Annotated in this window: 15 protein-coding genes; 5 read left to right on the forward strand and 10 right to left on the reverse strand. The window is 59.8% G+C overall.

Features of this window, described 5'->3' with window-relative positions:
- Positions 1 to 75: 75 nt before the first annotated feature.
- Positions 76 to 1,212 carry a branched-chain amino acid ABC transporter substrate-binding protein gene (locus E8E68_RS25390; RefSeq protein ID WP_266029323.1) on the reverse strand — a complete coding sequence of 379 codons (1,137 nt, stop codon included), beginning with the start codon at positions 1,210 to 1,212 and terminating at the stop codon, positions 76 to 78.
- A 469-nt stretch (positions 1,213 to 1,681) separates the two neighbouring features.
- Between E8E68_RS25390 and pncB the strand changes: the two genes are divergently transcribed.
- A complete protein-coding gene (pncB, locus tag E8E68_RS25395; protein ID WP_110748096.1) occupies positions 1,682 to 2,887 on the forward strand; it encodes a nicotinate phosphoribosyltransferase in 1,206 nt (401 codons plus the stop codon).
- 3 nt (positions 2,888 to 2,890) lie between these two features.
- Positions 2,891 to 3,718 carry an ammonia-dependent NAD(+) synthetase gene (gene nadE, locus E8E68_RS25400; RefSeq protein ID WP_266029324.1) on the forward strand — a complete coding sequence of 276 codons (828 nt, stop codon included), beginning with the start codon at positions 2,891 to 2,893 and terminating at the stop codon, positions 3,716 to 3,718.
- A 111-nt stretch (positions 3,719 to 3,829) separates the two neighbouring features.
- Here the strand turns inward: nadE and azu are convergent, their stop codons facing one another.
- A complete protein-coding gene (gene azu / locus E8E68_RS25405) occupies positions 3,830 to 4,279 on the reverse strand; it encodes an azurin (RefSeq protein WP_110748103.1) in 450 nt (149 codons plus the stop codon).
- A gap of 349 nt (positions 4,280 to 4,628) precedes the next feature.
- Here azu and E8E68_RS25410 point away from each other — a divergent pair, with 349 nt between their 5' ends.
- Positions 4,629 to 5,216: a TIGR00730 family Rossman fold protein gene (locus tag E8E68_RS25410; RefSeq protein ID WP_012053851.1), complete on the forward strand. Its 588-nt coding sequence runs from the start codon at positions 4,629 to 4,631 to the stop codon at positions 5,214 to 5,216.
- A gap of 121 nt (positions 5,217 to 5,337) precedes the next feature.
- On the opposite strand, the gene E8E68_RS25415 is transcribed toward E8E68_RS25410, so the two are convergent.
- Positions 5,338 to 7,638, reverse strand: a complete 2,301-nt coding sequence (locus E8E68_RS25415; protein WP_110748112.1) for a YgiQ family radical SAM protein — start codon at positions 7,636 to 7,638, stop codon at positions 5,338 to 5,340.
- A gap of 1,121 nt (positions 7,639 to 8,759) precedes the next feature.
- On the opposite strand from E8E68_RS25415, the gene E8E68_RS25420 reads away from it, so the two are divergent.
- Positions 8,760 to 9,914 (forward strand): YcaO-like family protein, encoded by a 1,155-nt coding sequence (locus E8E68_RS25420; protein ID WP_266029326.1) that lies wholly within the window; start codon positions 8,760 to 8,762, stop codon positions 9,912 to 9,914.
- A gap of 1 nt (position 9,915) precedes the next feature.
- Complete coding sequence (locus E8E68_RS25425; RefSeq protein WP_266029327.1) at positions 9,916 to 11,571, forward strand: ATP-binding cassette domain-containing protein; 1,656 nt, start codon at positions 9,916 to 9,918, stop codon at positions 11,569 to 11,571.
- Between the two features lie 24 nt (positions 11,572 to 11,595).
- Here E8E68_RS25425 and dnaB read toward each other — a convergent pair whose 3' ends face one another.
- From dnaB to rnr, 7 genes are all read right to left on the reverse strand, one after another.
- Positions 11,596 to 12,993 (reverse strand): replicative DNA helicase, encoded by a 1,398-nt coding sequence (dnaB, locus tag E8E68_RS25430; RefSeq protein WP_003249571.1) that lies wholly within the window; start codon positions 12,991 to 12,993, stop codon positions 11,596 to 11,598.
- A 113-nt stretch (positions 12,994 to 13,106) separates the two neighbouring features.
- Complete coding sequence (rplI, locus tag E8E68_RS25435) at positions 13,107 to 13,553, reverse strand: 50S ribosomal protein L9 (protein ID WP_003249568.1); 447 nt, start codon at positions 13,551 to 13,553, stop codon at positions 13,107 to 13,109.
- 20 nt (positions 13,554 to 13,573) lie between these two features.
- Entirely contained in the window at positions 13,574 to 14,437 is an 864-nt protein-coding gene (locus E8E68_RS25440; RefSeq protein WP_110745922.1) for a hypothetical protein, read from the reverse strand.
- A gap of 33 nt (positions 14,438 to 14,470) precedes the next feature.
- The gene (rpsR, locus tag E8E68_RS25445; protein ID WP_003249563.1) at positions 14,471 to 14,701 is read right to left on the reverse strand and encodes a 30S ribosomal protein S18; all 231 of its coding nucleotides are present in this window, start codon (positions 14,699 to 14,701) and stop codon (positions 14,471 to 14,473) included.
- A gap of 28 nt (positions 14,702 to 14,729) precedes the next feature.
- The gene (rpsF, locus tag E8E68_RS25450) at positions 14,730 to 15,155 is read right to left on the reverse strand and encodes a 30S ribosomal protein S6 (RefSeq protein ID WP_003249557.1); all 426 of its coding nucleotides are present in this window, start codon (positions 15,153 to 15,155) and stop codon (positions 14,730 to 14,732) included.
- 304 nt (positions 15,156 to 15,459) lie between these two features.
- Entirely contained in the window at positions 15,460 to 16,206 is a 747-nt protein-coding gene (gene rlmB / locus E8E68_RS25455) for a 23S rRNA (guanosine(2251)-2'-O)-methyltransferase RlmB (RefSeq protein ID WP_110745923.1), read from the reverse strand.
- Positions 16,203 to 18,782, reverse strand: a complete 2,580-nt coding sequence (rnr, locus tag E8E68_RS25460) for a ribonuclease R (RefSeq protein WP_266029328.1) — start codon at positions 18,780 to 18,782, stop codon at positions 16,203 to 16,205. The genes rlmB and rnr overlap by 4 nt, the downstream gene beginning before the upstream one ends.
- Positions 18,783 to 18,849: the final 67 nt, after the last annotated feature.

Below are 18,849 nucleotides of genomic sequence, written 5' to 3' on the forward strand. Positions count from 1 at the left end.
GCAGGTCTCCGAATAAGGACAGGTACCGCGGGGGCGTTGGCCCGGGCGCAAGCGCACCCGGGCTGGCGGCCGTTATTATTTTTGTTTATCCAGCTGGTGGTACTTGCCGCTCTTGTCCCACTGGTAGACCACGTAGTCGGACACTGTCAGGTCACCCTTCTTGTCCCACTTCTTCTCACCCATGACGGTCTTCACCGGGTTGGCCTTCAGCCACTTGGCGGCGTCTTCACCCTTGTTCGACTTGGCACCATTGAAACCGGCGGCCAGTGCTTCCAGCGAGGCGTAGGCATACAGGGTGTAGCCCTCGGGCTCGGTGCCATTCTTGCGGAACTCCTCCACTACAGCCTTGCTGTCTGGCAGCAAGCGTGGGTCGGCGCCGAAGGTCATGTACACGCCATCGACATACTGTGCGCCGCCAGCGGTGGATACCAGTTCATCGGTAACGATCCCGTCATCGGACATGAACTTGACGTCCTTCAGGCCCTGCTCGCGCAGCTGGCGTACCAGTGGGCCGGCTTCCGGGTGCAGGCCGCCGAAGTAGACCACGTCGGCACCGGCCGCGCGGATCTTGGTGACCACGGCGCTGAAGTCTTTCTCGCCACGGGTCAGGCCTTCGTACAGCACAGGCTTCACGCCGCGTTTCTCCAGCTGTGCCTTGGTGGCGTCAGCCAGGCCTTGGCCGTAGGTGTCCTTGTCGTGCAGCACCGCGACTTTCTTGCCCTTGAGCACGTCGACGATGTAGTCGCCAGCGACGATGCCCTGCTGGTCGTCACGGCCGCACATGCGGAACATGGCGCTCAGGCCGCGCTCGGTAACCTGCGGGTTGGTGGAGCCCGGGGTGATGGCTATCACGCCCGCCTCGTCATATACCTCGGACGCCGGGATCGTGTTGGAGGAACAGAAGTGGCCCACCACACCGATCACCTTGTCCTGGTCGACCAGTCGGTTGGCCACGGCCACGGCCTGCTTCGGTTCGCAGGCGTCATCGCCCTTGACCAGGACGATTTTCTCGCCATTCACGCCACCGGCGGCGTTGATCTTGTCGGCCGCTGCCTGCGCACCTTTCATGTACTGCTCGCCAAACGCTGCGTTGGCACCGGTCATTGGGCCCGCTACACCGATCTTGACGTCGGCCTGAACATACGAAGAAACACCCAGTGCCGTAGCTACGGCCAGAGCCAGGAAACCTTTCTTGTAAAACGTCTGCGACATGAGGTGGTGCTCCTAGAGTTTTTTTTGGTTGGCACTACAACTTCTCAGCCCTGTGCTCAGAGCAAGGGCCGTGCCATCGGTTTTGTATTCCGGGAAAACACACTGTGACAGGCGCCCGCAGGCGACCGACGGCCTTTCCTTTATTGCGCGTGCAACCGTCTGCCACGCGGCAGGCGCCACCACACGTACAGACAAGGAGCAACCATCGAGTGCCATCATTGCAACCCTGGCAAGTGTTTACGTGCAACCGCCCTGTAACAACGGACGTCACCGAACTGCACACCGCTGGTGCGCAACTGCTACAGGCGGCACCGTTTCAAGGCTAGCTGGCGCACGGAAAAACACCTCTGTTTTGGCAGATCCGCGGCCCTGTAGGCGCGGGTTCACCCGCGAAGAGGCCAGCCCAGACACAACGCGGCCCAAAAGGCTGGCACAATGTCGGCCACTCGCCGCTTCCGGAGCCCCCTTGATGAGCGAAAGCGCATTCGCCGAGCGCATCGTGCACAACCTGCTCGACACCGACTTCTACAAACTCACCATGATGCAGGGCGTGCTGCACAATTACCCGGACGCCGACGTCGAATGGGAATTCCGCTGCCGCAACGGCGAGGATCTGCGCCCCTATCTCGGCGAGATCCGCAACCAGCTCGACTTGCTCAGCGACCTCACCCTGGATGATGGCCAACTGGGCTTCCTTGAGCGCATCAGTTTCCTCAAGCCCGACTTCCTGCGCTTTCTGCGGCTGTTCCGTTTCAACCTGCGCTACGTGCGCATTGGCATCGAGAACGACCAGCTGTTTCTGCGCCTGAAAGGCCCGTGGCTGCATGTGATCCTCTTCGAGGTGCCGCTGCTGGCGATCGTCAGCGAAGTGCGCAACCGCCATCTGCACCCGCACATGCGCCTGGCCGAGGCACGCGACCAGCTGTACCGCAAGTTCGACTGGCTGCGCGCGCATGCCAGCGACGACGAGCTGGCCGAACTGCAGGTGGCCGACTTCGGCACCCGCCGGCGTTTCTCCAGCCGTGTGCAGGAAGAAGTGGTACGGGTGCTGCGCGACGACTTCCCGGGCCGCTTTGTCGGCACCAGCAACGTCGACTTGGCATGGAAACTGGATAGCAAGCCATTGGGCACCATGGCCCACGAGTGGATCATGGCCCACCAGCAACTCGGGCCGCGGCTGATCGACAGCCAGATCGCCGCGCTGGACTGCTGGGTGCGCGAGTACCGCGGCCTGCTGGGTATTGCCTTGACCGACTGCATCACCATGGATGCCTTCCTTGGCGATTTCGATTTGTACTTCGCCAAGCTGTTCGACGGCTTGCGCCACGACTCGGGCGAGCCGGTGGCCTGGGCGGAGAAGGCCATTGCCCACTACCAGAAACTGGGTATCGACCCGATGACCAAGACCTTGGTGTTCTCCGACGGCCTCAACCTGACCCGTGCACTGGAAATCTTCCGTGCCCTGCGCGGTCGCATCAACGTCAGTTTCGGCATCGGCACCAACCTCACGTGCGATATCCCGGGTGTGGTGCCCATGAGCATCGTGCTTAAAATGACCGACTGCAACGGCGCACCGGTGGCGAAGATCTCTGATGAAGCCGCCAAGACCCAATGCCGCGACGAGAACTTCGTTGCCTACATGCGTCACGTATTCAAAGTCCCCAGCAAGGAGTAACCCATGCAAGCGGTTCAGCAAGAGATTGCCCAGGCGCTGAAGGTACAGCCGCCATTCGCCGACGCTGCCGCGCTCGAGGCCGAGGTCACCCGGCGCGTGGCGTTCATCAAGGACTGCCTGGCCAACGCCCGGCTCAAGACCCTGGTACTGGGCATCAGCGGCGGCGTCGACTCGCTGACCGCCGCCCTGCTCGCCCAGCGCGCCATCAACGAGCTGCGCGCCGAAACCGGCGACAAGGCGTACACCTTCATTGCCGTGCGCCTGCCGTATCAGGTACAGCATGACGAGCATGATGCCCAGGCCTGCCTTGAAGTGATCAAGGCCGATGAAGTGCACACCGTGGACATCGCCCCGGCGGTGCGTGCATTGGCAACTGAAGTGGTGGCGCTGAAGAACGGCTCGCCGACGTTGGTGGACTTCGTGGTTGGCAACGTCAAGGCACGTACCCGCATGGTCGCCCAGTACACCATCGCTGGCGCCCGCGCAGGTCTGGTGATCGGAACCGACCACGCCGCCGAGGCGGTGATGGGCTTCTTTACCAAGTTTGGTGATGGTGCCTGCGACCTGGCCCCGCTGAGCGGGCTGGTAAAAAACCAGGTACGGGCCATTGCGCGCAGCTTCGGTGCGCCGGAATCACTGGTGGAGAAGGTGCCAACGGCCGACCTGGAAGACCTGGAGCCGGGCAAGCCGGACGAGGCGTCACATGGCGTGACCTACGCGCAGATCGATGCCTTCCTGCATGGGCAGCCGGTTGACCAGGCAGCGTTCGACATCATCGTCGCCACCTACCGCAAGACCCAGCACAAGCGCGAACTGCCGTTCGCCCCTTGATTAGGCTATAGAAGGACCTGTGGGAGCGGTTTCACCCGCGAATACAAGGGTGAATCCACCGACGCATTCGCGCTTGAACCCGCTCCCACAGGGTTCACCGTCAGCCTTTGATTACTTGACGATGACCTTGCCTTTCATCATCGAGATGTGGCCCGGGAAGGTGCAGAAGAAGCTGTAGTCACCACCGGCTTCCAGCTTGGAGGTGTCGACCTTCACTTCGGTTTCTTTCTCCGGCGCGCCGATCATCTTGGTGTGGGCGATGATCGCGGCGTTGTCAGCCTTCAGGTAGTCCTTCTCCAGACCCTGGCTCATGCCTTCGGTGGCAATGGCCTGCATGTCGGCAGTCTTGCTGATCACCAGGTTATGACCCATGACGTTCTTCGGCAGGCTGCCAGAGTGGGTCAGTTTGACGGTGAATTCCTTGCAGCTCTTGTCGACGGTGAATTCCTTGCTGGTGTAGGACATCTGGTCAGTCGAGTCGACAGTGACCGAGCACTCGGCGGCGAAGACAGAAGCGCTGGCGAGGGTCAGCAGGGATACCGCTACAGCTTTCGCAAACATCATGAATCTCCTTGGCAGGGTTTTATCAATTGCGAGACTGCCTGAAACCGTTCAGCCCCTTGGTGATATGAGTCAAGGGGCTGTCAAGCGGCCAGCCAGTAGAATTGTTCAATGGATTGTATACAACCAATCTAAGGGCACATCATGCCCTTTTATTAGACGATGGGACAACCAATCATTTAGGAGCAATACCAAATGCCCATCTCCAGCTTCCTCAACAGCCTGCTTGCGGCCTACGCCCACGGGGCCACAGGAGCCATCTGCGAATTCTCCCGACCAGAATGAACCCGGCCTTGGAAGCGACGGGCATGCGCCGTACCCTGTGCGCCTGAGTGACAGGAGATGAGCAATGCCCGTACGTTCCGTTTGTGTGTTCTGCGGCGCCAGCATGGGCGCCAACCCTGCCTACCGTGAAGCAGCCGTCGCGCTAGGCCAGGCCATTGCCCGCCGTGGCTTGACCCTGGTGTATGGCGGTGGCGCAGTCGGCTTGATGGGCGTGGTGGCCGACGCGGCCATGGCGGCCGGCGGCGAAGTGGTCGGGATCATTCCGCAGAGCCTGCTGGACGCTGAAGTCGGCCACAAAGGCCTGACCCGGCTGGAAGTGGTGGATGGCATGCATGCGCGCAAGGCCCGCATGGCCGAGCTAAGCGACGCCTTCATTGCCTTGCCGGGTGGCCTGGGTACGCTGGAGGAACTGTTCGAAGTGTGGACCTGGGGGCAGCTGGGCTATCACGCCAAGCCACTCGGGCTACTGGATGTGAACGGTTTCTACGACAAGCTGGGCGGGTTCCTCGACCACATCGTCGAAGAAGGCTTCGTGCGCCCGCAACACCGGGCGATGTTACTGCTGGGGCAGCAGCCGGACGAGCTGCTGGACGGGATGGACCGTTTCATCGCGCCGGTGGCGCCGAAGTGGGTCGACAAGCAACCTGACTGACCCAGATAGATGGGCCGAACACTGCCCCTGTGGGAGCGGGTTCACCCGCGAATCGATAGTGGATCTACCGACGCATTCGCGGGTGAACCCGCTCCCACAGGGCGCTATGTAGCCTTCAAGATCAGCGGGGAATGACAGGCTGGCGCGGCTTCTTGTTACCCTTGCCGCCCTTGCTCGCCTCTTTGCGCTCCTTGGCCGCCTGCTGGTTCCGCGCAAACGCCTCGGCCTTGGCCTTCTCACGTTTATCCCACGGCTTGCTGCCATCGCTTGCACGCGGTGGCAGGCCGGTGTGCTGGGTGAGGATCTTCTGGTCCTTGCCCACCTTGTGGCTGCCGGCCGGGGTCGAGTTCTTGCGGCGCGCGCTCTGGTAGCTGTCGGTCTGCGGCTGGTGCGCCGGGATCAACTGGTGCTTGCCTGGCCCGATCAAATCGGCTCGGCCCATACGTTCCAGCGCTTCACGCAGCATCGGCCAGCCCTTCGGGTCGTGGTACCGCAGGAACGCCTTGTGCAGGCGGCGCTGCTCGTCGCTCTTGACGATCTCCACCCCTTCACTCTTGTAGGTCACCTTGCGCAGCGGGTTCTTGCCTGAGTGGTACATGGCCGTAGCCGATGCCATTGGCGATGGGTAGAACGCCTGTACCTGGTCGGCACGGAAGCCATTGCCCTTTAGCCACAGGGCCAGGTTCATCATGTCTTCGTCGGTGGTACCGGGGTGCGCGGCAATGAAGTACGGGATCAGGTACTGCTCCTTGCCCGCTTCTTTCGAGAATTTCTCGAACATGCGCTTGAAGCGATCGTAGGTGCCGATACCCGGCTTCATCATCTTGTCCAGCGGGCCGCGCTCGGTGTGCTCCGGGGCAATCTTCAGGTAACCGCCAACGTGGTGGGTGACCAGTTCCTTGACGTACTCCGGCGATTCCACCGCCAGGTCATAGCGCAGCCCGGAAGCAATCAGGATCTTTTTCACACCCGGCAAGGCACGGGCCTTGCGGTACAGCTCGATCAGGGAGCTGTGGTCGGTGTTGAGGTTTTCGCAGATGCCCGGGAACACGCACGATGGCTTGCGGCAGTGCTTCTCGATCTCGTGGCTCTTGCAGGCGATGCGATACATGTTGGCGGTCGGCCCGCCAAGGTCGGAGACCACGCCGGTGAAGCCCGGCACCTTGTCACGCATCTCTTCGATTTCGTGCAGGATCGACTCGTGCGAGCGGTTCTGGATGATGCGGCCTTCATGCTCGGTGATCGAGCAGAAGGTACAGCCACCGAAGCAGCCACGCATGATGTTCACCGAGAAGCGGATCATTTCGTAGGCCGGGATGCGCTCCTTGCCGTAGGCCGGGTGCGGCACACGGGCGTACGGCATGCCGAACACGTAGTCCATTTCCTCGGTGCTCATCGGGATGGGTGGTGGGTTGAACCACACATCCACTTCGCCGTGCTTCTGTACCAGGGCACGGGCGTTGCCCGGGTTGGTCTCCAGGTGCAGCACGCGGTTGGCGTGGGCATAAAGCACTGGGTCGTTACGCACCTTTTCGAACGATGGCAGGCGGATCACCGACTTTTCCCGGGTCACGGCCGGGCTGTCGAGAATCTGCACCACCTTGGCTTCGTTCGGGTCTTCCTGATCGCCCTTGGCCTGCTCGATGGCGCAGGCCTGGGTGTCCTGAGTGTTCACGTACGGGTTGATGATCTTGTCGACGCGACCTGGGCGGTCGATACGGGTGGAATCGATCTCGTACCAGCCCTGCGGGGTATCGCGGCGCACGAAGGCAGTGCCGCGCACGTCGGTGATGGTTTCGATCTTCTCGCCGCTGGACAGGCGCTGCGCCACCTCGACCACCGCGCGCTCGGCGTTGCCGAACAGCAGGATGTCGGCGCTGGCGTCGATCAGGATCGAGTGACGAACCTTGTCCTGCCAGTAGTCGTAGTGGGCGATGCGGCGCAGCGAAGCCTCGATGCCGCCGAGCACGATCGGCACATGCTTGTAGGCCTCCTTGCAGCGCTGGCTGTACACCAGGCTGGCACGGTCCGGACGGCTGCCGGCCAGGCCACCAGGGGTGTAGGCATCGTCGGAACGGATCTTCTTGTCCGCGGTGTAGCGGTTGATCATCGAGTCCATGTTGCCGGCGGCCACGCCGAAGAACAGGTTCGGTTCGCCGAGCTTCATGAAGTCGTCTTTCGACTGCCAGTTCGGCTGGGCGATGATGCCCACGCGGAAGCCCTGGGCCTCCAGCAGACGGCCAATGATGGCCATACCAAACGACGGATGATCGACGTAGGCATCACCGGTCACGATGATGATGTCGCAGGAATCCCAGCCGAGCAGATCCATCTCCTCCCTGCTCATTGGCAGGAAAGGTGCTGGCCCGAAGCATTCGGCCCAGTACTTGGGATAGTCGTAGAGTGGTTTGGCTGCTTGCATGTCAGTGACCGGTTCTGGTGTGCAGGGAAATCGCGGGCGCGGAATATAGCACAAATTTTGACCAAATCCGACTGGATTCGTGGGGATTGGTGGGTGGGGCGACGGTTGGGGGGGAGGCTGCCAGGTGCTGGGCTTGAGGCGTGTGATGAGGTCGCCAAGTGCTCGCCGCAGCAGTTTCAGCGCCTGTGAGACCGAGCGCCGCGCGGGCGGCGCTCGATCTCACAGGCGCTGAAACTATTGCGTCGAACACATGGCGGCCTTTCATGCAACCTAAAGCCAACCCCTCACTGCCTCATGCCCAACATTGCCTGGGCTGGCCCTTTTGCGGATAAACCCCCTCCACAGGTACGGTGCCACTCTTGAAGCCTGTGGCGAACCTGTAGGAGCGGGTTCACCCGCGAAAGGGCCAGCCCAGGCTCACATCAACGAAGCCTTACAGCAGACACCTGCCCCTGCATCGGGTTGGCTTCAAGAAAAGGGGGGATTTCAGAAACGGCCTATGCGCAACGGGAAAAAGCTGATTATTTCTCGGCAACCAGGTCAAGAATCGTAGCCCGCCCCGTGAGGGCTTCGCATTTATACCCACTAAAGGCCGACGGGTATATGACGACAGTTTTGTTGCCTATCAGATCCAGGCAGACCTCAAGAGCAAGGCGATTACTCACAGGAAAAACTGGGCCTGCTTAGACCGATGGCGATCGCGCCCCCTGCTGAGCGATCGCAATCCCTTCAGATCTTTACTAAATATTTAGCCTCTCCAACCCTCAGAAAATGCTAACCGACTAATTATTAGTAGATTTTCTCCAGCCCTTGAAAAAATGTAGGAATCGAACTTCAAGTCCTAGTAAAAAATCCTACGACAGCTTTCTCCAACAAATCTCGAGCAGATCTTGAACCAATAAAAAAACAAGTGATACAACAGTGACGCGCTGAAAGGCGCACTCAAACCAACTCTACAGGAGCACTAGCCATGGGACGTCGTCGTTCTGAAATCCACACTCTGCAGATCCCACGCGTGATGAATTACACATTCACCGAGTCCGAGGTTGAATTTCTCAACCTTCTGTAAGTGACAAACCAGAAGGGGCTTAGCCCCTTCTGGCTCTACCAAGGAGCAGTACATGATTACCGAACGCGAGTTGAACATAGAAGAGGCCTACAACCGTCTGACAAGGCTGCATCATCACTTAGGGTTTCAATCGAAAACAGAACTATCAAAAAAGAGTAGCTTGGTCGCAACATGCCACTTATACGACAGCGCCTACCAAGAAGTTTCTTGCGGCGCAGGAAAAGGGGAACACTGCGAACTAGGAGCCCTTGCCGAGAGCCTAGAGCATTACTTCGTCGACAAGAGCACTCCACCCCTCATCGAAAGCGACCAAATTTTGCAATCGATAGCCCCATTTGACGATTGGCTCCTAAAATCCATTCCCCCGGATTGCCGAATACCCTATTTCAGTCTTCAGGCATTGAACAGCTACGACGAAATAGCCATCCCCGCGATATTGATAGCACCTTCCTCTAGAAACATTGATGAAATCGAAAAAACTGCAGCGGGCTTTCTTTCCAAATATTCGACAAACTCTGGCACAGCACTTGGCTGCACGGAGAACGAGGCTCTGCTCCACGCCATCAATGAAGCTATCGAACGTCACGCACTTTCCATGTACTACCTATCACTTTGCGGCCTGACTTCCCCACCCAAACTTTACCAACCTTCGAGTTCTTTTCTGGAAGAAACATTTGCCCATGACACCGAACTTCTCCGCCGGGCCGAAAAACTAGAAATATACTTGACGCACGACTACTACGAAGTTTCATTTTGCATTGCTGTTTCTCGTAGTAAAAAAGAAGGCTCACTCAGCAGCATTGGCTCCGGCAGTTCCGTCAACCCCTCCATTGCAATGTACCGCGCCGTAACGGAGCAGATTCAGTGCGAGCAGCTTTCTGGGGCTACAGAAAATCAAGAAGATCTCTCTGCTGAAAAAATGCTTACTCATTCAACCCGCCTTTCAGCACTTATACACCCATGCCCCACATATGCTGTACCCGCTTTTCACCCTCCGCATACCGATCTCAGCGTGCGCGGGCAAGTCAAGCGAACACTGATCAACTTGGAAAAACATAATAAGTTCGCATTCTATCGCACACTTTATGAGCACCCGAATCTCGCTACGATTGTTCAGGTGTTCATCCCCGGACTTGAACGCTTCCACCTGATCAGATCAGGTATTCCAGTCGCGCCACAGAGTGCACTCAAAGGCATAAGGCAATGACATGCAAATCTATAGAGGAATTCTCGCCGCCCTCGGCGCGACACTGCTCCTGAAAATCGCGACCGTCGTACCTGCTCTAGTCTTGGCCGATATCATTGACAACCTGGCCACCTCAGCCGCGTCTTCCCAGCTTCTGCTCGGAGCTTTCATATGCCTTGTCGCATTACAAGCCTCAATGACCCCTCTACAAGCCTGGTGCCTAGCGCGGCTTTGCCAGGAACGCGTGAAGCAACTTTCCATCCGCTGGTGCCGCGAATTGCTGGACAAGCGCTTCGAGGCCTATGGACAACTCCATGGCGGAACACTGGTAAAAGTACTGGATAGGGGCATTACTGCACAGGAGCGGTGGTTAGGCTTTCTGATTGGCTCGGCATGGCCGGTGCTAGCCGAAGCTGCAGTGCTGATAACGCTCTTCGCTTACCTGGGGGCTACTTCGGTATTGATCGGCCTCATCCCTTTGAGCCTGGCCTACCTGTGGGCCAACGATCGCCTGGTGCGCTGGCGCCGGCCACATATCGAGGCAGTGAACGCGCGCGAGGATGAACTGGCGGAACAATGGGTGGATACCTTCGCCAGCGCGGCAACGGTCAAACTGGAAAAGGCCGAGGATGCCGCAATGCTCCCTGTCAACCAGACACTTTCGCACTATGCCGACTCAGCAGTGCAGGTAGCTCACAGTGGGGGTTGGATTCAGAGCCTGCGCACCCTGTTCATAGGACTGGGCAGCGGCGGTTTGCTCATGTGGGGTATCCATGATCAGGCTCTGGCAACACCGCAATTGAGCCTGGGCGAGCTGGTTGCTCTCTTCACCTTGGTGAGCGGATTGCTGGCAGGGGTTGCGCAACTTGCTGAGGCCTGGCGATTGCTAGACCAGTTTCGACTAGACAAACGTAAACTCGAACACTGGCTCCAGCTCCCCTCGTTCGGCCCAGCATGCACTACTGAGGCGAAGTCCCAAGACAAGGACGCTGGCCTAAGCATCGTTCCGTGCCAGTTGAGCGCTCGAGATACTGTACAACTTCACATCGAAGAACCCTTGGTACTGCACAAAGGAGAACGGGTCGCACTGATCGGGCCCAGCGGATGTGGTAAATCGACACTTCTGCATACGCTGGCGGGAACGATATTCCCGTTGCGCAAGGATGTGCACCTGCACGGCAGGTGCCTGGCGTCGCTCGACGCTAGTGAACAATTCAGTCGATTACGACTCTGCCCTCAGGATGCGCATTTCATACCCGGCCCCCTGCCCCGCGCGGTACTGTTCGAGCAAGCTCATGATCGCGCTCAAATCGAACGATGGCTTGAACGGTTGGGCCTGAGCAAAGACTGGTACGAACTTGATCTGGATGCACGCGCAGAATCGATATCGGGTGGCGAAGCACGCAGGCTGACGCTGCTACGCCTTCTTAATCAGCCTGGGGAATTCAATTTCTTTGACGAACCCACAGCAGGGCTCGATGCCGCGTCGGCAGAGCGTACCTGGGACCTGTTGTTCGAAGCATTCAAAGGGCGAGGGCTGATTTGCGTGACGCATGATCAGAGCGCACTGTCGCGGTTTGACCGGGTGATCACCTTGAGCGAGGGGCGGATCATCAGCCAAGGGCAAACGAACATCGCTCAGATTTCAGCGCTAGCAGGCACACCACAAACATTGTAGGAGCGGCCTTGCTAGCTCAATGGGTTATTCATCATCATCAAAGTTGTACATCCCTGGCGCCAAGTTCTCGAACCGGGTGTACTTGCCGATAAACGCCAAACGCACGAAGCCGATGGGGCCGTTACGCTGTTTGCCGATGATGATTTCCGCCACACCCTTGTGTTCGGTCTCGGGGTGGTAAACCTCGTCGCGGTACACGAACATGATCACGTCGGCGTCCTGCTCGATTGCACCGGATTCACGCAAGTCGGAGTTCACCGGGCGTTTGTTCGGGCGCTGTTCCAGCGAGCGGTTCAACTGCGAAAGGGCAATGACCGGGCAGTTGAATTCTTTGGCCAGGGCCTTGAGCGAGCGGGAAATCTCGGAAATTTCGTTGGTACGGTTGTCACCGGCCGACCCCGGAATCTGCATCAGCTGCAGGTAGTCGACCATGATCATGGCGATTTCACCATGTTCACGGGCCAGGCGGCGGGTACGCGCGCGCATTTCCGAGGGGCTGATACCAGCGGTATCGTCGATGAACAATTTTCGGTCGTTGAGCAGGTTCACCGCCGAGGTCAGGCGCGGCCAGTCGTCGTCGTCCAGCTGACCGGAACGCACCTTGGTCTGGTCGATACGGCCCAGGGACGAGAGCATACGCATGATCAGCGACTCACCTGGCATCTCGAGGGAGAACACCAACACCGCCTTGTCGGTTCGCAGTACGGCGTTTTCCACGAGGTTCATGGCGAAGGTGGTCTTACCCATCGACGGACGGCCGGCGACGATGATCAAGTCTGCCGCCTGCAGGCCGCTGGTCTTCTCGTCGAGGTCGGTGTACCCGGTGGAAATACCGGTGATGTCGCTGTCGGAGTTGAACAGCGTGTCGATGCGATCGATGGCCATGGTCAACAGCTCGTTGACCCCCACCGGGCCGCCGGTTTTGGGCCGCGCCTCGGCGATCTGGAAGATCTGCCGCTCGGCGTCGTCGAGAATCTCGGCAGCGTTGCGCCCCTGCGGGTTGAACGCGTTGTCGGCGATGTCGGTACTGATGCTGATCAGCTGGCGCAACGTGGCCCGCTCGCGAATGATCGCGGCGTAGGCCTTGATGTTGGCCACCGAAGGGGTGTTCTTGGCCAGCTCGGCCAGGTAAGCCAAACCGCCGATCTGCGAGGACAGGCCTTCCTTGTCCAACTGCTCGTGCAGGGTCACCACGTCGAATGGCTGGTTGGCGTCGGCCAACTTGTGCACAGCGCGGAAGATCAGCCGGTGGTCATGCCGGTAGAAATCGCCGTCCGACACCTGGTCCAGCACCCGCTCCCAGGCATTGTTGTCCAGCATCAGGCCACCGAGCACGGCCTGTTCGGCCTCGATGGAATGCGGCGGTACCTTCAGGGCTGCGGTTTGCAGGTCAAGCTGTTCGGAGGTGGTGATCTCGTTCATGGCCACGAAAGAATTCTGGAGGATGAAAAAGACAAAGGGCACGGCCTGTCAAAAACAGGACCGTGCCCGATGTTAACCGCCTGACTCGCAAGGAGCCAGCCAGTTAGCGCAGCTTAGGCAGCTACGACGACCACGCGTACGGTGGCTTCAACGTCGCTGTGCAGGTGCACGGCTACGTCGTATTCGCCAACCTGACGGATGGTGCCGTTCGGCAGACGAACTTCAGCCTTGGCCACTTCAACGCCGGAGGCGGTCAGGGCGTCAGCGATGTCGTGGGTGCCGATCGAACCGAACAGCTTGCCTTCGTCGCCAGCGGTGGCAGTGATGGTCACTTCCAGCTCGGCCAGTTGGGCAGCGCGGCTTTCAGCCGAAGCTTTCTTGTCAGCGGCTGCTTTTTCCAGCTCGGCGCGACGCTCTTCGAACGCAGCCAGGTTGGCGGCGTTGGCAACGGTGGCCTTGCCGAATGGCAGCAGGAAGTTACGGCCGTAACCAGCCTTAACTTTTACTTTGTCGCCCAGGTTGCCCAGGTTAGCGACTTTTTCCAGCAGGATCAGTTCCATTTGGTAAAACCTCTTAACTTTTAACCTTCACCGTTCGCGGAGTCATTCCCCTTGGGGGACTTGCGACCGCGAAAATCAATCAGGCTGTCGACAATGGCCAAAACCACCAGCAACGGATAAATCAGCTGCATGATCAGCGGTAGCGTCACGTACATCCCCACCAGCCAGAAACCGGCCAGTCGGCCCTGTGCCACCAGCCCGTGCATCAAGGCGATGCCGGCCAGCACCAGTACCAGGCTGGAAGCCGATGCCAGGATGATGAACTGCGGGCCGATAAACGGCGCCACCACCATCACTGCCACCAAGACCGCCATGGTCTGTTTCGGCAACTTCAGTTCGCGAAACTCGCGACCGAAGCCTCCAGGGTTGTACAACGCTGCCTGCCAATAGCGCGCCAGCATCAACGCCAGCACACTGAACAATTGCACCGTCACTGCTGTGGAAGCGACCAGCACAGGGCGGATCAGCTCACCGGAGAGCACCGGTTGCCCTTCGATTTGCGGCATGGCTTCGGCAAACGCCTTGGCCAGCACATCGAAGGTTTGCGCCAGCGCCAGATCGAGCACGAGGCTGAAAGCCACGGCGAACACGGCACTGGCGAGCAACACCCGGCTCCAGGGATGCTCGGCACGCAACATGGCGGCCAGGGCCAAGGCACCCGCAATCACCAGAAAGGTGATGGGATCGCCCATGACCCACACGGCCAGCCCGGCCAGCAAGCCGCCGGCGATGACCGATGTAGCATCCTTGAACCCACGCCGCAGCAGCACAAGGCTGCCTGCAGCGGCACTCAACCAGAACAGCAGCGGCAGTACCGCGCTGATGACCACCACCAGGGTGGCCTGCACACGACCGCGCATGATGAAACTTGCTAACGCTCGCATGCTTATCCCTTACTGCTTGTCGACGACCCGGTCTCAGCGGCCGTGGCTGTCGGTGTAGGGCAGCAGGGCCAGGAAGCGGGCGCGCTTGATAGCGGTAGCCAGCTGACGCTGATAACGAGCTTTGGTACCGGTGATACGGCTTGGAACGATCTTGCCGGTTTCGGATACGTAAGCTTTCAGGGTGTTGAGATCTTTGAAGTCGATCTCTTTCACGTCTTCAGCAGTGAAGCGGCAGAATTTACGACGACGGAAGAAACGTGCCATTTAATAGGCTCCTCTAAAGGTCCGTGGATTACTCGTCAGCGTTATCGCTGGAGTCGCTGTCATTGCTGTCGTCGCCTTCGGCGGAGTCAGCATGCTCAGGACGCTCGCGACGCTCACGGCGCTCGCTGCGGTTCTCTTCAGCCTTCAGCATCTCGGACTGGCCGGTAACGGCTTCGTCGCGACGGATGACCAGGTTACGGATAACGGCATCGTTGTAGCGGAAGTTGTCTTCCAGCTCGGCCAGGGCCTTGCCGGTGCACTCAACGTTCAGCATCACGTAGTGAGCCTTGTGAACATTGTTGATTGCGTAGGCCAGTTGACGACGGCCCCAGTCTTCCAGGCGGTGGATTTTGCCACCATCTTCTTCGATCAGCTTGGTGTAACGCTCAACCATGCCGCCGACTTGTTCGCTCTGGTCCGGGTGAACCAGGAAGATGATTTCGTAATGACGCATGAATGCTCCTTACGGGTTAGTAGTCTGCCAGTGAATCTGGTCAGACAAGGAGTGAATGACACTGTATGTCTTGCACGGAGGGGAGGCACATGAGCGCCTGCCAGCTCGGCAAGGGGCGCAATTGTAGAGAAGCCGGGGCCCACAAGCAAGGTAATTGGTGAATATTTGAACAGCCTGAAACATATTCACAGGCTAGCGGCCCATTCGCGGGCGAACCCGCTCCCACAGGTACCCACTGCTTGAAATCCAGTGAAAATCCTGTGGGAGCGGGTTTACCCGCGAATGGGCCGGAACAGGCTGAGGATCAGCGCTTGGCCTGACGCTGACGCACGGCTTCGAACAGGCAAACCCCGGTGGCCACCGACACGTTCAGGCTGCTGACGCTACCGCCCATCGGCAACTTCACGAGGAAATCGCAATGCTCACGGGTGAGCCGGCGCATGCCCTTGCCTTCCGCGCCCATGATCATCACCAGCGGCCCGGTCAGATCCTGCTGATAAATTTCCTGCTCGGCCTCACCGGCGGTACCCACCACCCACAGACCACGTTGCTGCAACTTCTCCAGCGTACGCGCCAGGTTGGTCACGGCCACCAGCGGAATGACCTCGGCAGCACCGCAGGCCACCTTGCGCACAACCGGGGTAAGGGTTGCCGATTTGTCCTTGGGCACGATCACTGCCGTGGCACCGGCCGCATCCGCGGTACGCAAACAAGCACCGAGGTTGTGCGGGTCGGTCACGCCGTCCAGCACCAGGATCAGCGGTGGCGTTTCTGTGCGCTCAAGCAGCTCTTCGAGCATCAACTCGCCCCACACCTGGCTCGGGCTGACCTCGGCAACGACGCCTTGGTGAACTCCCTCGACCCAGGCATCCATCTCACGGCGCTCGGCCTGGCCCACCGCCACGCGGTTTTCAGCGGCCAGCGCCAACAGCGCCTGCAGGCGAGGTTCGCTGCGCCCTTCCGACAGCCAGATCTGCTTGACCCGCTTCGGATGGTGCTGCAGCAATGCCTGCACGGCATGCACGCCGTAGATCTTTTCCAGCTGACTCATGACTTGCTCTTGCTCTTGCGTGGCGCACCGGACTTCGGTGGGCCTTTACGGTGCTTGGTAGGCTTGCCAGTGGCCTTGCCACCTTTGTCCGACTTGCTGCTGGCATGGCCGCCAGTGCGCGCCTCACTCATCAGCGCCTTCTTCATTTCGCGGCTTTTGCGCACTTCGGCGTTACGCTGCACGGCATCTTTCGGGAAGTAAGCCTCGGCGGCTTCGCTCTTGCGGCTGCGTGGCTTGGGCGTGGCTTTCGCTTCGCTCAGCGGCGGCTGCTCAACCTTGTCGCCAGCGGGTGCGGCGCTGCGCTGCTTGCGACCGATCGGTGCGGCAAGGGTCTTCTCCGACACTTCGAAGTCGATCTTGCGCTCGTCCAGGTCGACGCGCATCACCTTGACTTCGATGGTGTCGCCCAGGCGGAAGCTACGCCCGGTACGCTCGCCGGACAGGCGGTGGTGTACCGGGTCGAAGTGGTAGTAGTCACCCGGCAGCGCACTGACGTGCACCAGGCCTTCCACATAGATATCGGTCAGCTCGACGAACAGGCCGAAGCCGGTCACCGCAGTGATCACACCCGGGAAGGTCTCGCCAACGCGGTCCTTCATGAACTCGCACTTGAGCCAGTTGACCACGTCACGGGTTGCTTCGTCAGCGCGGCGCTCGGTCATCGAGCACTGTTCGCCGAGTTGCTCCAGAGTGTTTTCGTCGTACGGATAAATACGCGCCTTGGGGATGCTCATGGCACCGGCACGCTTGACGTGCGGGGTATCGACCTTGGAGCGGATGATGCTGCGGATGGCGCGATGCACCAGCAGGTCCGGGTAACGACGGATCGGCGAGGTAAAGTGGGTGTAAGCCTCGTAATTCAGGCCAAAGTGGCCATTGTTCTCGGTGCTGTACACGGCCTGGCTCAGCGAGCGCAACATCACCGTCTGGATCAGGTGGAAGTCCGGGCGACCGGCGATGCTCGCCAGCAAGGCCTGGTAATCCTTCGGCGACGGGTCCTTGCCCTTGTGCAGGCTCAGGCCCAGCTCGCCGAGGAAGGCGCGCAGTTTTTCCAGGCGCTCCGGCGGCGGACCGTCGTGCACGCGGTACAGGGCCGGTACGCCGTGCTTCTGCAGGAACTCGGCAGTGGCCACGTTGGCCGCCAGCATGCATTCCTCGATCAGCTTGTGGGCTTCGTTGCGCACGGTCGGGCGAATTTCCGCGATCTTGCGCTCGTCACCAAAGATGATGCGAGTTTCCTGGGTCTCGAAGTCGATGGCACCCCGGGTGTGACGCGCCTCCACCAGCACCTTGTACAGGTTGTACAGGTTCTTCAGGTCCGGCACGACCTCTTTGTACTCTTCGCGCAGCGCCTTGCCCTCTCGGGTACGCGAGTGCTCGAGCATGCTGCTGACCTTGTTGTAGGTCAGGCGGGCGTGGGAGTGGATCACACCTTCGTAGAACTGGTAGTCGACCATCTGGCCGGCTTTGTTCATGGTCATTTCACAGACCATGGCCAGGCGATCGACATGCGGGTTCAGCGAGCACAGGCCGTTGGACAGCTCTTCGGGGAGCATCGGCACCACGCGCTCGGGGAAGTACACCGAGTTGCCGCGCTGCTGGGCCTCGACGTCCAGGGCCGAACCCAGGCGCACATAGCTGGACACGTCGGCGATGGCCACGTACAGGCGCCAGCCACCGGAGAACAGGCGCAGCTTGCCGAGCGGTTCGCAATAGACGGCGTCGTCGAAGTCGCGGGCGTCTTCACCGTCGATGGTGACGAACGGCAGGTGACGCAGGTCGACGCGCTTCTCCTTGTCCTTGTCTTCGACTTCGGAGCGGAACTTGCGCGCTTCCTTGATCACGTCCTTGGGCCAGACATGCGGAATGTCGTAGCTGCGCAGGGCAACGTCGATTTCCATGCCAGGGGCCATGTAGTTGCCGATGACCTCCACCACGTCGCCTTGCGGCTGGAAGCGTGGGGTTGGCCAGTGGGTGATCTTGATCTCGACGAACTGGCCGATCTTCGCGCCACCGTTACGCCCGGCAGTAACCAGCACTTCCTGCTGGATCTTCGGGTTGTCCGGGGTCACGTAACCGATGCCACCTTCTTCGAAGTAGCGACCGACCACGCTTTCGTGGGCGCGGGAGATGACCTCGACCAGCACGCCTTCGCGACGACCACGGCGGTCGACGCCAGAAACGCGGGCCAGGCCGCGGTCACCGTCGAATACCAGGCGCATCTGCGACGGGCTGAGGAACAGGTCTTCGCTGCCGTCATCCGGGATAAGGAAGCCGAAGCCGTCGCGGTGGCCGGAGACGCGGCCGCAGATCAGGTCCAGCTTGTCTACCGGGGCATAAGTGCCGCGCCGGGTATAGATAAGCTGGCCATCGCGTTCCATGGCACGCAGGCGGCGGCGCAGGGCTTCGATCTGGTCTTCTTCATACAGACCAAACTCTTTCGCCAGCTCCTCGCGTGCAGCAGGCTCGCCACGGTCGGCAAGGCGCTGCAGGATCAGCTCACGGCTGGGAATGGGGTTGTCGTATTTTTCCGCTTCGCGAGCGGCCTCGGGATCGAGGGATTGCCAATCGGCCATCAGAAGGGGTTCACCTTGGGGTATATAGATAGGAATTCTGGCATAGGCGTATTGAAACCGGAAATGT

The sequence above is a fragment of the Pseudomonas sp. BN607 genome, assembly GCF_029871175.1.
Lineage (GTDB): Bacteria > Pseudomonadota > Gammaproteobacteria > Pseudomonadales > Pseudomonadaceae > Aquipseudomonas.